The sequence below is a fragment of the Streptomyces sp. NPDC031132 genome (genome assembly GCF_055570595.1).
The window spans coordinates 556,016-570,616 of sequence record NZ_JBVIGX010000002.1; the positions used below are offsets into that span (position 1 = coordinate 556,016).

9 protein-coding genes and 2 pseudogenes are annotated in these 14,601 nt (G+C 72.9%); 2 read left to right on the forward strand and 9 right to left on the reverse strand.

The features are described from left to right. Positions 1 to 193 precede the first annotated feature (193 nt). Positions 194 to 2,059, reverse strand: coding sequence for a translation elongation factor 4 (lepA, locus tag ACZ49B_RS05590; protein ID WP_468300697.1), 1,866 nt, complete (start codon positions 2,057 to 2,059; stop codon positions 194 to 196). Positions 2,060 to 2,270: 211 nt separating this feature from the next. Between lepA and rpsT the strand changes: the two genes are divergently transcribed. Continuing rightward, positions 2,271 to 2,537 carry a 30S ribosomal protein S20 gene (gene rpsT, locus ACZ49B_RS05595; protein WP_030384651.1) on the forward strand — a complete coding sequence of 89 codons (267 nt, stop codon included), beginning with the start codon at positions 2,271 to 2,273 and terminating at the stop codon, positions 2,535 to 2,537. A 724-nt stretch (positions 2,538 to 3,261) separates the two neighbouring features. Here rpsT and holA read toward each other — a convergent pair. Then, the gene (gene holA, locus ACZ49B_RS05600; protein WP_468300699.1) at positions 3,262 to 4,254 is read right to left on the reverse strand and encodes a DNA polymerase III subunit delta; all 993 of its coding nucleotides are present in this window, start codon (positions 4,252 to 4,254) and stop codon (positions 3,262 to 3,264) included. 76 nt (positions 4,255 to 4,330) lie between these two features. On the opposite strand from holA, the gene ACZ49B_RS05605 reads away from it, so the two are divergent. Further along, positions 4,331 to 4,573 (forward strand): hypothetical protein, encoded by a 243-nt coding sequence (locus tag ACZ49B_RS05605; RefSeq protein WP_468300701.1) that lies wholly within the window; start codon positions 4,331 to 4,333, stop codon positions 4,571 to 4,573. A gap of 37 nt (positions 4,574 to 4,610) precedes the next feature. Here ACZ49B_RS05605 and ACZ49B_RS05610 read toward each other — a convergent pair. From ACZ49B_RS05610 to leuS, 7 genes and pseudogenes are all read right to left on the reverse strand, one after another. Then, positions 4,611 to 4,853, reverse strand: a pseudogene (locus tag ACZ49B_RS05610) (leucine zipper domain-containing protein); the annotation flags it as partial. A 109-nt stretch (positions 4,854 to 4,962) separates the two neighbouring features. Next, complete coding sequence (locus ACZ49B_RS05615; RefSeq protein WP_468300703.1) at positions 4,963 to 5,844, reverse strand: YceI family protein; 882 nt, start codon at positions 5,842 to 5,844, stop codon at positions 4,963 to 4,965. A gap of 136 nt (positions 5,845 to 5,980) precedes the next feature. After that, a pseudogene (locus ACZ49B_RS05620) lies at positions 5,981 to 8,353 on the reverse strand (ComEC/Rec2 family competence protein); the annotation flags it as partial. Continuing rightward, positions 8,350 to 9,375 carry a ComEA family DNA-binding protein gene (locus ACZ49B_RS05625; protein WP_468300705.1) on the reverse strand — a complete coding sequence of 342 codons (1,026 nt, stop codon included), beginning with the start codon at positions 9,373 to 9,375 and terminating at the stop codon, positions 8,350 to 8,352. The pseudogene ACZ49B_RS05620 and the gene ACZ49B_RS05625, both read right to left, overlap by 4 nt. A gap of 98 nt (positions 9,376 to 9,473) precedes the next feature. Next, complete coding sequence (locus ACZ49B_RS05630) at positions 9,474 to 10,319, reverse strand: DegV family protein (protein ID WP_468300707.1); 846 nt, start codon at positions 10,317 to 10,319, stop codon at positions 9,474 to 9,476. Positions 10,320 to 10,537: 218 nt separating this feature from the next. Continuing rightward, positions 10,538 to 11,290, reverse strand: a complete 753-nt coding sequence (locus tag ACZ49B_RS05635; protein WP_468300708.1) for a hypothetical protein — start codon at positions 11,288 to 11,290, stop codon at positions 10,538 to 10,540. Positions 11,291 to 11,411: 121 nt separating this feature from the next. Further along, the gene (gene leuS / locus ACZ49B_RS05640) at positions 11,412 to 14,282 is read right to left on the reverse strand and encodes a leucine--tRNA ligase (RefSeq protein WP_468300710.1); all 2,871 of its coding nucleotides are present in this window, start codon (positions 14,280 to 14,282) and stop codon (positions 11,412 to 11,414) included. Positions 14,283 to 14,601 lie beyond the last annotated feature (319 nt).

Consider the following 14,601-nt stretch of genomic DNA (forward strand, 5'->3'; position numbering starts at 1 on the left):
TCCAACAGGGCTTGCAACCAGCTCTTGTAACTGGCGAGTAACCAACGGGCAGTGATCAGAGTAGGGGCCCTCCGCCTGGCGCGTAAGAGCCCTTGAGACGCCGATTCATAACGAAACAGGCCCCCGCGCGGCTGCACGGGGGCCTGTTCCGCATACGGATCAAGGCGGTTCAAGGCCGTTCACGGCCCGGGGGCTACTTCTTCTTGCCGGAGGACTCGTCGCTGGAGAGGACGGCGATGAAGGCCTCCTGGGGCACCTCCACCGAGCCGACCATCTTCATGCGCTTCTTGCCTTCCTTCTGCTTCTCCAGCAGCTTCCGCTTACGGGAGATGTCACCGCCGTAGCACTTGGCGAGGACGTCCTTGCGGATGGCGCGGATCGTCTCGCGGGCGATGACGCGCGAGCCGACGGCCGCCTGGATCGGCACCTCGAAGGCCTGCCGCGGGATGAGCTCGCGCAGCTTGGCGACGAGCCGCACGCCGTACGCGTACGCGGCGTCCTTGTGGGTGACGGCCGAGAAGGCGTCGACCTTGTCGCCGTGCAGCAGGATGTCGACCTTGACCAGGCTGCCGGACTGCTCGCCGGTGGGCTCGTAGTCGAGGGAGGCGTAACCGCGCGTCTTGGACTTCAGCTGGTCGAAGAAGTCGAAGACGATCTCCGCGAGGGGGAGGGTGTAGCGGATCTCGACGCGGTCCTCGGAGAGGTAGTCCATGCCGAGCAGCGTGCCGCGGCGGGTCTGGCAGAGCTCCATGATCGCGCCGATGAACTCGGTGGGCGCGAGCACGGTGGCCCGGACGACCGGCTCGAACACGTCCGAGATCTTGCCCTCGGGGAACTCGCTCGGGTTGGTGACCTGGACTTCCTTGCCGTCCTCCAGGACGACGCGGTAGACCACGTTCGGCGCGGTGGCGATCAGGTCGAGGCCGAACTCGCGCTCGAGGCGCTCACGGACCACGTCCAGGTGCAGCAGGCCGAGGAAGCCGACGCGGAAGCCGAAGCCCAGCGCCGCCGAGGTCTCCGGCTCGTAGACGAGCGCGGCGTCGTTGAGCTGCAGCTTGTCCAGGGCCTCGCGCAGGTCCGGGTACTCGGAGCCGTCGAGCGGGTAGAGGCCCGAGAAGACCATCGGCTTCGGGTCCTTGTAGCCGCCGAGGGCCTCGGTCGCGCCGTTGTGCAGGCTGGTGATGGTGTCACCGACCTTGGACTGACGGACGTCCTTCACGCCGGTGATGATGTAGCCCACCTCACCGACGCCGATGCCGTCGGCCGGGGTCATCTCCGGGGAGGAGACGCCGATCTCCAGCAGCTCGTGGGTGGCACCGGTGGACATCATCCGGATGCGCTCGCGCTTGTTGAGCTGGCCGTCGACCACACGGACGTACGTCACGACGCCGCGGTACGAGTCGTAGACCGAGTCGAAGATCATCGCGCGGGCGGGGGCGTCCTTGACGCCGACCGGGGCCGGGACGGTGGCGACGACCTTGTCGAGCAGGGCGTCGACGCCGAGGCCGGTCTTCGCGGAGACCCGCAGGACGTCCTCGGGCTGGCAGCCGACCAGGTTCGCGAGCTCCTCGGCGAACTTCTCCGGCTGGGCGGCCGGCAGGTCGATCTTGTTCAGGACGGGGACGATCGCGAGGTCGTTCTCCATCGCCAGGTACAGGTTGGCGAGGGTCTGGGCCTCGATGCCCTGGGCGGCGTCCACCAGGAGGACCGTGCCCTCGCAGGCGGCGAGGGAGCGCGAGACCTCGTAGGTGAAGTCGACGTGCCCGGGGGTGTCGATCATGTTGAGGATGTGGGTCTTGCCCTGGCCCTCGCCCTCGGTCGGCGCCCACGGCAGCCGGACGGCCTGGGACTTGATCGTGATACCGCGCTCACGCTCGATGTCCATGCGGTCGAGGTACTGGGCGCGCATCTGCCGCTGGTCGACGACGCCGGTGAGCTGGAGCATCCGGTCGGCAAGCGTCGACTTGCCGTGGTCGATGTGCGCGATGATGCAGAAATTGCGGATCAGCGCCGGGTCGGTACGGCTCGGCTCGGGCACGTGGCTGGGGATCGCGGGCACGCAGTGTCCTGATTCTCGGGTCGCAGTCGGAAGCGTTTCCGGCTCTCGTCGGATCTGTACGCAGGTTCCCATGGTCCCATGGACGGGGCGATGCGCTCGGTTTGGGCCGGTCGGAGCGTGCCTGGTAGCCTGGGCAGCTGTGTCTCGTATGCCCTCTCAGCTGTCGGGACACAATCCGAAGATCAAACTCTGAACCTGAAAAGGCTCTTTCGTGGCGAACATCAAGTCCCAGATCAAGCGGAACAAGACGAACGAGAAGGCGCGCCTGCGCAACAAGGCCGTCAAGTCTTCGCTCAAGACCGCGATCCGCAAGGCCCGCGAGGCCGTCGTCGCCGGTGACGTCGAGAAGGCCACCGTGGCTTCTCGCGCCGCCGCGCGTGCGCTCGACAAGGCTGTCTCGAAGGGTGTCATCCACAAGAACGCCGCCGCCAACAAGAAGTCGGCGCTGGCCACCAAGGTTGCCTCCCTCCAGGGCTGAGCTCTGATGTGATCGCCGGAACGGACCCAGCGGGCCCTCTCTCCCGCTCCTGACCGGCCCCCCGCGCCGCACACGAAGCGTTCGCCACGCGGGTGCGGTGCACAAGCAACACCGAAGGCCCCGGCGCCACCCTTCCCCAGGGCGGCCCCGGGGCCTTCGTCTTCCCCGACCGGCCCCCATCCGACCCCGTCCCACCCGGAGCCCGGGCGCTCGAGGCACCCCGCAGCCCCGCCGGCCCTGCGGGCGCTCGAGGCACCCCGCGGGCGCTCGAGGCACCCCGCAGCCCCGCGGGCGCTTGAGGCACCGCTCAGCCCCGCCGGCCCGGCGGGCGCTTGAAGCACCCCTCAGCCCCGCCGACCCCATCCGGCCCCGCGGGCGCTTGAGGCCCCCCGGCCCCATCCGGACCCACCCCGGCCCCCTCCAGCCCCGCCGGCGTTTGAGGCGCGGGGGCTCGGGGGCAGCGCCCCCGACAGCGGCGGGACGCACGGGGTTCGGGGCGGAGCCCCGGGGAACGGGCGAAGGGCGGGGAGGGGCAATCCCGCGCAGCGGCACCCCACCCGGCTACGGCCACGGCCACGCCTACGGCTACGGCTACGGCTACGGCTACGGCTACGGCTACGGCTACGGCTACGGACCGCAACGGCCCAGCGGGGCCACGGGCGGCACACGTGCCGAGGCAACCCCGGCCGGCGAGGCCGAAGCCGGAGAACCGGCCCGCCGGAGGCTAGCGGCGCTGCGGCCGAGCCGCCCTGGCCACCGCCACGACGGCCTTCTCGAGCGCGTACTCGGGATCATCGCCCCCGCCCTTGACCCCGGCATCGGCCGCAGCCACGGCCCGCAGTGCCTCCGAGACCCCGTCCGCAGACCAGCCCCGCATCTGCTGACGCACCCGGTCGATCTTCCACGGCGGCATGCCCAGATCCCGCGCCAGATCCCCCGGCCGCGCCCCCCGCGGCGCGGAGGCGAGCTTGCCGATCGCCCGCACCGCCTGCGCCAGCGCACTCGTGATCAGCACCGGTGCCACCCCCGTGGACAGCGACCACCGCAGCGCCTCGAGGGCCTCCGCCGCCCGCCCCTCGACCGCCCGGTCGGCGACCGTGAAGCTGGAGGCCTCGGCCCGGCCGGTGTAGTACCGGCCGACCACGGCCTCGTCGATCGTGCCCTCGACGTCCGCGCACAGCTGCGCGGCCGCACTCGCGAGCTCTCGCAGATCGCTCCCGATCGCGTCGACCAGCGTCTGGCACGCCTCCGGGGTCGCCGACCGGCCCAGCGTGCGGAACTCGCCCCGCACGAACGCCAGCCGGTCCGCCGCCTTCGTCATCTTCGGGCAGGCGATCTCCCGGGCCCCCGCCTTGCGGGCCGCGTCCAGCAGCCCCTTGCCCTTGACGCCGCCCGCGTGGAGGAGCACGAGGATGATCTCCTCGAAGGGCGACGCGAGGTACGCCTTCACCTCTTTGACCGTGTCCGCGGACAGGTCCTGCGCATTGCGTACGACCAGTACCTTGCGCTCGGAGAAGAGCGACGGGCTGGTCAGCTCGGCAAGCGTGCCGGGCTGGAGCTGCTCGGGCGCGAGGTCCCGTACGTCCGTGTCGGCGTCGGCGGCCCGGGCGGCCGCCACCACCTCCCGTACGGCGCGGTCGAGCAGCAGGTCCTCCTGCCCCACCGCGAGGGTGAGCGGGGCGAGCGGATCGTCGGTGGAGTTCTTCCTGGTGGCCATCGCGTCCAGCATCCCACGCCGCACTGACAGCCCCCCGCACGGCGGGCCCCCTCGCCCCGTACCCGAGAATGGCCGCGTGAACGTGCGACATGTACTGGTGCTGCCCGACCGCGACGCCGCCGAGGAGGTGGCCCAGGAGGCCGTCGACCGCTTCGGCCTCCCCGAGGAGCCGCAGCTGTTCCGCGACGCGCTGGCCGGCGAGGACGACGCCGAGGACGCCCAGTGGCTGGTGGTGGTCGAGGACCCGCAGGAACGGCTCGACACCAAGGTGCTGGACGGCCTCGCCGCCGAGTACGAGGGCTGGCTGGAAGCCCCGTAACACCCCGCCGGCCCCCACTCGGTGGGGCCCGCCCAGGGAGGCGGAGCACTTCCCTCTCGACCTCGGCTGCCGTCCTTCGGGGCTGGTGGTGGGGGCGGCTGGAGCGGTCACTCATTCCGGCGACGCCGAGGTGTCGGTAGCGGGTGGCCCAGCGGGCGGCGGTGGTGTGGCTGACCTGGGAACACTCGGCCGCCCGACGCACGGGCCATCCGTCATCCACGACGCACCGGGCCAGGCGCAGTCGTCCGGTCTCGGTCAGCGGGGCATTACGGTGGACCACGAGGGCCTCCTGAAGTCGGTTGAGATGTCGCAATCCCCACCGAGCCAGAAGGCCCTCACCCATTTCAAGCACCCAGCACGCGCGTCACCAACGTCCCGGGACAACACGCCTAGGCCTTGTGCACGATCTGGATGTCCAGCGCCACTTCCACGCTCGAGCCGATCGCCGCTATCCCGTGGGCCAGCACGGACTGCCAGTTGAGGGTGAAGTCCTCGCGGTGCAGTTCGGTGGTGGCCCGGCAGGCCGCGCGCGGTTCGCCCTCCAACCCGGTGCCGAGGCCCAGGTACTCGGTGTCCAGGGTCACCGAGCGGCCGACCCCGTGCAGGGTCAGCGCGCCCGCGACGGTCCAGCGGCTGCCGCTGCGGTGGATGAAGCGCTCGCTGTAGAACTCGACCGTCGGATGCCGTGCCGCGTCCAGGAAGTCGCCGGACCGCAAGTGGTCATCCCGCAACCGCACCCCGGTGTCGATGCTCGCCGCGTCGATGATCACGTGCATGGAGGAGTCCTCCATCCGGTCGGCTATCCGTACCGCCCCGGCGAACGTGTTGAACCGGCCGCGGATCCGGGCGAATCCGATGTGCTGGGCCGTGAACGCGATGGACGAATGCGTCGGGTCGAGTTCCCAGTGGCCGGGCGCCGGCAGCAGCGGCGGCTCCACGGCGTCGAGGACGATCTCCCCGGTTCCGGGCTGCGCCGGGTCCCCCACCAGCGTCGCCCCGTGGAAGGGCGCGAAGCCCTCGGCGGTGACGGAGAGCCGGTACTCGCCCTCCGGAACGGCCGCGGTGAACCCGCCGTACGGGTCGGTCTCGCCGCTGACGATGCGCCGGCCGATCGGGTCCGTCACCTCGAACCTGGCCTGCCTGACCGGCTGGTGGACGGTGTCGAGGACACGACAGCTGAGCAGTCGCGCCGTATGAGGCAGCGTCAGTGTCGCGGACGTCTGCGGTCCGGCACTTCCTGCCGTCTCCGTCCCTCTTCGGCGACCGAACATGGTTGGTGCACCCCCGTGCTGTGTGGACTTGTACCGCTCTGGCGAAGACGCATTCGATCATGCTGTCGGGTTGTGGGCAAACAGAAGGACGGTGTCCGGTATGCCCGTGTCGGCGCCGCCTCCTACGGGAGGGGAAAGCCCGTATCCGCGGGCCGCTCCCGGCGACGGCGATCGAGCCGTCGGTGTCGGTGCGCAGTACGGTCGCGCCCAGGGTCCGCAGGTGCGCGAGCGTACCCGGTGCGGGGTGCCCGTAGCGGTTGCCCGCACCGACCGGGACGATCGCGAGCCGGGGCCGGACCTTCGACTGCAGGCCGGGGTCCTGGTGTGCGGAGCCGTGGTGGGCGACCTTGAGGACGTCGACCGGCCCCAGTTCCGGATGGGCCGTCAGAAGTGCCTGCTGCGAGGGCGGTTCTAGATCACCGAGCAGGAGGAGGGTCAGGCCCGCGCCGCGGACCAGCAGGGCGACGCTGGCGTCGTTGGGCCCCTCCGGCCGCGGCCCGTCGGGCGAGGGCCAGAGCACCTGCCACTCCAGGGGTCCGGCCCGGCGCCGCTCCCCTGCCGCGGCCGGCACGACGGGGACGCGGGCGGCCGCCGCGGTCCGCCGGACGAACTCGGCCTGAGGGGCCGGCTCTTCCAGCGTGGTGGTCTGAATCACACCCACGGTCCGCCCCCGCAGCACCCCGGACAGGCCGCCGACGTGATCGGCGTGAAAGTGCGTCAGCAGGAGCAGCGGCACCCGGCTCACCCCGAGGGCGCGCAGGCAAGCGTCCACCGGGCCCGGTTCGGGACCGGTGTCCACCACCACGGCCGTGCCCGGCCCGGCGGCGAGTACGGCGGCATCGCCCTGGCCCACCGCGCACTGGACGTAGCTCCAGTCGGGCGGCGGCCAGCGGGTGAGCGTACGGGTGAGCTGCGGCGGCCGCAGGACGGCCAGGAGCAGCAGCACGGCCAGGCCGGAGCACACCCACGGCCGGTGCCGGATCCGTGCGCCGAGCCCTACGACGGCCAAGGTGGCGGCGGCCAGCAGCAGTCCCCCGGTGAGCCCGCCCGGCCAGGCCAGCTCCGCGCCCGGCAGCCGCGCCCCGGCCCGTGCCACGCCGGCGATCCACCCGGCCGGCACCCCCGCGCACCGGGCGAGCAGCTCCGCGACGGGCGGGGACAGCGGCGCCGCCGCGAGCGCCGCGAAGCCGAGGACGGTCGCCGGGCCCGCCGCGAGCTCGGCCAGCAGATTGCAGGGCACCGCCACCAGGCTCACCCGGGCCGAGAGCACGGCGACCACCGGAGCGCAGACCGCCTGCGCGGCCGCGGCGGCGCCCAGCGCATCGGCGAACCGGGGCCGCATCCCGCGCCGCTGCAGGGCTCCGCTCCAGCGCGGGCCGAGCGTGAGCAGGGACCCGGTGGCCAGGACGGAGAGCAGGAAGCCGGGGCTGCGGGCCAGCCACGGGTCGTAGAGCACCAGGAGCAGGGCAGCGGCCGCCAGGGCGGGGATCAAGGATCTGCGCCGCCCGGTGGCGAGGGCCAGCAGGGTGATCGTCCCGCAGGCCGCGGCCCGCAGCACGCTCGGCTCCGGGCGGCACACCACCACGAACGCCAGCGTCAGCGCCGTCCCGCACAGGGCCGTCGCCCGCAGGGACAGCCCGAGGCGGGGTGCGAGCCCGCCCCGCTCGGCGCGCTGCGCGGAGGCGGGCGGGCCGATGAGCAGGAACAGCACCACGGTCAGGTTGGACCCGGACACGGCCAGCAGGTGCAGCAGGTCGGTGGACCGGAACGCCGCCTCCAGGTCGGGCGGCACCCGGGAGGTGTCCCCGACCACCAGCCCCGGCAGCAGGGCCCGGGCGTCCGGTGCGAGCCCGTCGGTGGCCTCGCGCAGCCCGGCCCGCAGCCTCCCGGCGAGCCGCTGGACGGTGTCGGGGCCGCCGGTCACCCGGGGCGGTGTGTCCCCGGCGGGCCGCAGCAGCGCGACGGCGCGCTCCCCGCCCCGGCCCGGGGCCAGCCGGGCCACGACCGAGACCCGGGTGGAGGGCTGCAGCCGGGCCCACTGCGGATGCCCGGCCAGCACCCGTACGGGGGTCTCGACCCGGGTCTGCGTCCCGTCGGGTCCGGTCACCCGGGTCACCACCGCATCCAGGACGACCACGGGCGGGCCGCTCCCGCTGCGCGCGGTCCGCGGGTCGGAGCCGACGGTGAGCTCGGCGAGGACCCGGGCGTGCTCCCGGGCCAGCCCCACGACCGGCCCGGCCCGCGCCTCGGCCCGCTGGAGGCCCGCCACCCCGGCACCGGCGGCGGCGCAGAGCAGGACGGCGGCCGCGGCCGTGCCGACCCGCCACAGCGACTCCGGACGCCGGCACCCGGCCAGGAGCAGCAGCCCCGCGCCGAGGACCGCGAGCCCGGTCCCGACGGCGGTCCAGCCGGGCGGCGCGTCGAGGGCGAGGGCGGCCGCCGCCCAGGCGGCCAGCGCCGGCACCGCGAGCCGCAGATCCAGCGGGCCCGCGCCCTCGGGGCGGTTCACGGCCTGACCAGCTTGCGCAGGTCGGCGAACCGCCGCTCGCCGATGCCGTCGACCTGCCGGAGCTCCTCCACCGAGCGGAAACCGCCGCGGGCGGTCCGGAACTCCACGATGTGCTGCGCCAGGACCGGGCCGACGCCGGGCAGGCCGTCCAGCTGCTCCACCGTGGCCGTGCCGAGGCTCAGCGGACCGGCAGCGGAACCGACGCCCGGGACGGCGCCGGAACCCGGCCCGCCCGGGGCGGACTGCGCCGGAGCGCCCACGACCACCTGCTCCCCGTCGAGCAGGACCCGGGCCCGGTTGAGCCCGGTGGTGTCCGTCCCGGGCCGCACTCCCCCGGCGGCGGCCAGCGCGTCCTCGACCCGCGAGCCGGCGGGCAGCCGCCGCACCCCGGGGTCACGGACCTTGCCGCTGACGTCCACCACGATCCGCGTACCGCCACCTCCGGCCGCGACCGCAGGCCCGGGGCTCGGCGCCGGTGCGGGTGCCCGTGCCGGGGTGACCACCGCGGGCGCGGTCACCGGCTCCGGTCGGGCCGTCCAGTACTGCTGCGCGCCGAAGGCGACCGCGGCGACGAGCACCACCGCAACGGCGGCCACCGTGCGCGGCTCCAGCCCGCACCGGGCCTGCAACCACATCGGCAGCCGCTCCCTCACGGCGAGCCGGAACGCCACCGTGCCGGAGAGGGGGATCTCCTCGGGCGGCGGATCGGCCACGGACCGGATCCCGGACCCCGGACCCACCTCCGGAGGCGCCACCTCCCGCGGCGGCACCTCCGATGCCGAGGCCTCCCGTGGCGGGCCTTCTCCCGGCGGCGCCTCCTGCGGCGGGGCCTCCGGCGGCGGGGCCTGCGGCGGGCCGCTGCCGCCGAGCAGGGCTTCGGCCCGGCGGCGCACCGCTGCGCTCTCGGGGTGGCGCGGGCGTGCGCGGCCCCGGCGGTGGCCCAGCCGCCCGTCGGAGAAACGGGGACGGCCGGGTCCGCTGGTGGCTCCGGAAGGATGCGAGGTACGCGTGCGAAGAGTCATGTCACGACGGTAAGGACGAATCCCGGCAGCGGTCCGGATTTATCAATTCCGGTGGATATCCCGGTCGTTGTGGATAACCGGGCCACTCGTTCCGGTGATCAGCGGGGCGAGACGACCGCCGCCAGCAGCCCCGGCCCCGTGTGCGCCCCGATCACTGCGCCGACCTCGCTGACGTGCAGCTCGACCAGGCCGGGGATGCGCTCGCGGAGCCGCTGCGCGAGCTTCTCGGCCCGCTCTGGCGCCGCGAGGTGGTGCACGGCCACGTCGACGCTGCCCGCCCCGGCCCGCTCGACGGCCAGCTCCTCGAGGCGGGCGATGGCCTTGGAGGCCGTACGCACCTTCTCCAGCATCTCGATCCGCCCGCCCGCCAGCGTGAGCAGCGGCTTGACGGCGAGGGCCGAGCCCAGCAGGGCCTGGGCGGCCCCGATCCGGCCGCCGCGGCGCAGGTAGTCGAGGGTGTCCACGTAGAAGTACGCCGACATGTCCGCGGCCCGCTTCTCGGCGGCGGCCACGGCCTCGTCCACGGAACCGCCCGCTTCGGCCGCCTCGGCTGCGGCGAGGGCGCAGAACCCGAGGGCCATCGCGACCATGCCGGTGTCGACGACGCGGACGGGAACCGGGGCGGTCTTGGCGGCGACCACGGCGGCGTCGTAGGTGCCGGAGAACTCGGCGGACAGGTGCAGGCTGACGATGCCGGTCGCGCCGGCCTCCGCGGCCGCCCGGTAGGCCCGTACGAACTCCTCCGGGCTGGGGCGGGAGGTGGTGACCGACCGACGCTTCTGCAGGGCCAGGGCGAGGCTGCGGGCCGAGATCTCGGTGCCCTCCTCGAGGGCCTCGTCGCCGAGCACCACGGTCAGCGGGACGGAGGTGATTCCGTGCCGCGACATGGCCGGTTGGGGCAGGTAGGCCGTGGAATCGGTGACGATCGCGACATGGCGGGACATGAGCCGGAGGTTACCGCCAGTGGGGGTGGGACGGCAGCCCAGCCCCTCCCCTGGCCGGGGGACGGGCTCGCCGCTGCGCCCCGCGCTACGCGCGGGCCGCCATCCCACCCGCCCACCCGTTCGAGGGGGGCAGGTGGCGGCTCCGGCGCCGTCGGCCATGGCACCGCTGACCGCTCCGCACCCGGCACACCGGCCGCGGAGCAGTCAGCGGTCGCGGCTCAGGTGGTCGTTTCCGGTCGCGGCGTCTTCTGCCACGGGTGGCGGGTCGGCGGGGCCGGCGGGTTCAGGGCCGCCGGCTGGGCGTCCTGGGTGCGGCCGGGACCACCCGCCGGGGGCTCCGGGGCTCGCCCGGTGGACCCCGTCGGCGCCTGCTGGGCGTCCCACGCCGCTGCCGCCGCCGCGAGGTCGTCCACCGATTCGCGGGACCAGTCCCGCAGCGCCCCCGACTCGACCTCGATCTGCGCCGACAGCGTCGACAGGTCGTCCTCCGCGAAGCGCCGGGCCCGGTCGCGGGCCGCCCACCGCAGGGAGTCCGCGGCCTGCGTGACCTTGGCCGTCCGCTCCCTCAGCTCCGGCAGCATCCCGCTGATCCGCTCCCGGTCCGGCTCCTGCTCCAGCCGCTTCAGCGCGTCGTCCAGGTCGTGCCCGTGCGCGCTCAGCCGCTCGAACAGCCCGATCGACTCCTTCAGCGAGGCATCCGCCTGGACCCCCTGGTACAGCGCCTGCTGCGTGGCCCGCATCGACGTCCGCAGGTCCAGCCGCAGCTGCGCCAGCGCCCCCGCCACGCCCACCTGCCCGAAGCTCTTCGCCTTCAGCGTGGTGTCCTCCACGGTCCGGCGGGCCTGCGTGAGGGTGCGGTCCACGCCGCGCTTCGCCGCGCCGACCACCTTCACCGTGGCCCAGGCACCCAGCCCCAAGAAGGCGAACAGCACCAACAGGGCAAAGATGATGATCAACGCGCCCGCCTCCATGAGAGGCTCCCTTCCCCTGCCGATACCGTCCCCTCCACCGTAAACGCCACGGGCAGGCCGGGGGTTCCAAACGAACCCCCAACCTGCCCGTACGGGACTACCCCTAGACCGGGGTCATACGTCACACGACGATGTTCACCAGCTTCGGGGCGCGGACGATCACCTTGCGGATCTCGGCCCCGCCCAGGGCCGCCACGACCGCCTCGTCGGCCAGCGCCAGCTGCTCCAGGTCCCCCTCCGAGATCGTCGGCGGCACCTCCAGGCGGGCCTTGACCTTGCCCTTGATCTGGACGACGCACGTCACGCTCTCGTCCACCACGTACGCCGGGTCCGCGACCGGGAAGTCCCGGTGGACCACCGAGTCGCTGTGCCCCAGGCGGTGCCACAGCTCCTCCGCGATGTGGGGGGCCAGCGGGGCGATCAGCAGGACCAGCCGCTCCGCGACCGAGCGCTCCAGCGGGCGCCCCGCCTTGGTCAGCGCGTTGTTCAGCTCGGTGATCTTCGCGATGGCGGTGTTGAAGCGCAGCCCCGCCATGTCCGCGCCGGCCCCGTCGATCGCCTTGTGCAGCGCGCGCAGGGTGTCCTCGCCCGGCTCGCCGTCCACGACGGTGACCGCGCCGGACTCCTCGTCCACGATGTTGCGCCACAGGCGCTGCAGCAGCCGGTACTGGCCCACCACGGCCCGGGTGTCCCACGGACGCGAGACGTCCAGCGGGCCCATCGCCATCTCGTACAGGCGCAGGGTGTCCGCGCCGTACTCCTCGCAGATCTCGTCCGGCGTGACGGCGTTCTTCAGGGACTTGCCCATCTTGCCGTGCTCGCGCTTGACCGGCTCGCCGTTGTAAAACCAGCCGCCGTCGCGCTCCTCGACCTCGGCCGCCGGCACGTACACACCGCGCGCGTCGGTGTATGCGTACGCCTGGATCATGCCCTGGTTGAACAGCCTGTGGAACGGCTCGGCCGAGGAGACGTGGCCCAGGTCGAACAGCACCTTCGACCAGAAGCGCGCGTACAGCAGGTGCAGCACCGCGTGCTCGGCGCCGCCGACGTACAGGTCGACACCGCCGTGCGGCGAACCCTCGCGCGGCCCCATCCAGTACTGCTCGATCGCCGGGTCGACCAGCGCGGACCCGTTGTGCGGGTCCAGGTAGCGCAGCTCGTACCAGCAGGAACCGGCCCAGTTGGGCATGGTGTTGGTCTCGCGGCGGTACGAACGCACGCCGCGGCCGTCGCCCAGGTCCAGCTCGACGTTGACCCACTCTTCGTTCCGCGACAGCGGGGTCTCCGGCTTGGAGGTGGCGTCGTCCGGCTCGAACGTGCGCGGCGAGTAGTCCTCGACCTCCGGCAGTTCCAGCGGCAGCATCGACTCGGGCAGCGGGTGCGCGACGCCGTCCTCGTCGTAGACGATCGGGAAGGGCTCGCCCCAGTAGCGCTGGCGGCTGAACAGCCAGTCGCGCAGGCGGAAGTTGACGGTGCCCTCGCCGATGCCCTGCTCGGCCAGCCACGCGGTGATGGCGGCCTTCGCCTCGACGACGCCCAGGCCGTCCAGGGAGACGCCCTCGCCCGTCGAGTTCACGATGGTGCCGTCGTACGAGGAGAAGGCGTCGTCCCACTCGGCCGGGTCGGCGTCGCGGTCGTCCGAGGGCTCCACGACGCAGCGCATCGGCAGCTCGAAGGCGCGCGCGAACTCGAAGTCGCGGCTGTCGTGCGCCGGGACGGCCATGATCGCGCCGGTGCCGTAGCCCATCAGCACGTAGTCCGCGATGAAGACGGGGACCTGGTCGCCGCTGACCGGGTTGACCGCGTACGCGCCGGTGAAGACACCGGTCTTGTCCTTGGCCTCGGCCTGGCGCTCGACGTCCGACTTCCCGGCGGCCTGCTTGCGGTACGCGTCGACGGCCTCGCCGGGGGTCGCGGCGCCGCCGGTCCACACCTGGTGCGTGCCCTCGGGCCACTCGGCCGGGACGATCTTCTCGACCAGCTCGTGCTCGGGCGCCAGCACCATGTAGGTGGCGCCGAACAGGGTGTCGGGACGCGTGGTGAACACCGTGACGGCGTCGTCGCCGACCGCGAAGTCGACGCGCGCGCCCTCGCTGCGGCCGATCCAGTTCCGCTGCTGCAGCTTGATGGCCTCGGGCCAGTCCAGCGCGTCCAGGTCGTCCAGCAGCCGGTCGGCGTACGCGGTGATCCGCATGTTCCACTGGCTCAGCTTGGCCTTGAAGACCGGGAAGTTGCCGCGCTCGGAGCGGCCGTCCGCGGTGACCTCCTCGTTGGCCAGTACGGTGCCCAGCCCGGGGCACCAGTTCACGGGCGCGTCCGAGGCGTACGCCAGCCGGTACTCGTTCAGCACGCCGGCGCGCTCGCCCGCGGTCAGCTCGGCCCAGGCGCGGCCCCCGGGGACCTCACGGGAGCCGTCCTCGAAGGCGGCGACCAGCTCGGCGATCGGGCGGGCCTTGGCCGCGTCCGCGTCGTACCAGGAGTTGTAGACCTGCAGGAAGATCCACTGGGTCCACTTGTAGTAGTCCGGGTCGATCGTCGCGAACGAGCGGCGCTTGTCGTGGCCCAGGCCCAGCCGGCGCAGCTGGAGCTTCATGTTCTCGATGTTCGCCTCGGTGGACACGCGCGGGTGCGTGCCGGTCTGCACGGCGTACTGCTCGGCCGGCAGGCCGAAGGCGTCGAATCCCAGGGTGTGCAGGACGTTGTGGCCGGTCATCCGCTGGTGGCGGGCGAAGACGTCGGTGGCGATGTACCCCAGCGGGTGACCGACGTGCAGGCCCGCACCGGACGGGTACGGGAACATGTCCATGATGAACTTCTTGGGCCGCGCGACGACCGCGGCGTCCCCGGCCAGGTCACCGGTCGGGTTCGGGGCCTCGTAGGTGCCCTGCGCGTCCCATACGTCCTGCCAGCGTGCCTCGATGTCGGCGGCCATGGCAGCCGTGTAACGGTGCGCCTCGGCCGCCTCGGGGGCCGGGGTGTTCGTCTCGCTCATGATTTCTGAAGCTCCATCGATCGTCTCTGCCGTCTCTGCCTGCCCAAACGAAAAAACCCCTCGCACAGGAGGGGGCGCCGCGCCGATGCCGACCGTCTCGAAGGGTCGGCACTCATCAGCGCGGCTCGGTAAGCAGAAGGCGTACGGCACGCATGGCGCCAGGGTACCGCAGCGGGTCCGGCAGCCGCTCGACCGTTCCGCACAACGAGAAGCGGGGCAACCAAGCCGGGGGGTCTGTGTCTTTTCTTTGGAGGTAAGGAGAAGGGGACTCCTGACCTTCCTCATGCCCTGTGGGTAACCTCCACACTAAGGCCTAGCC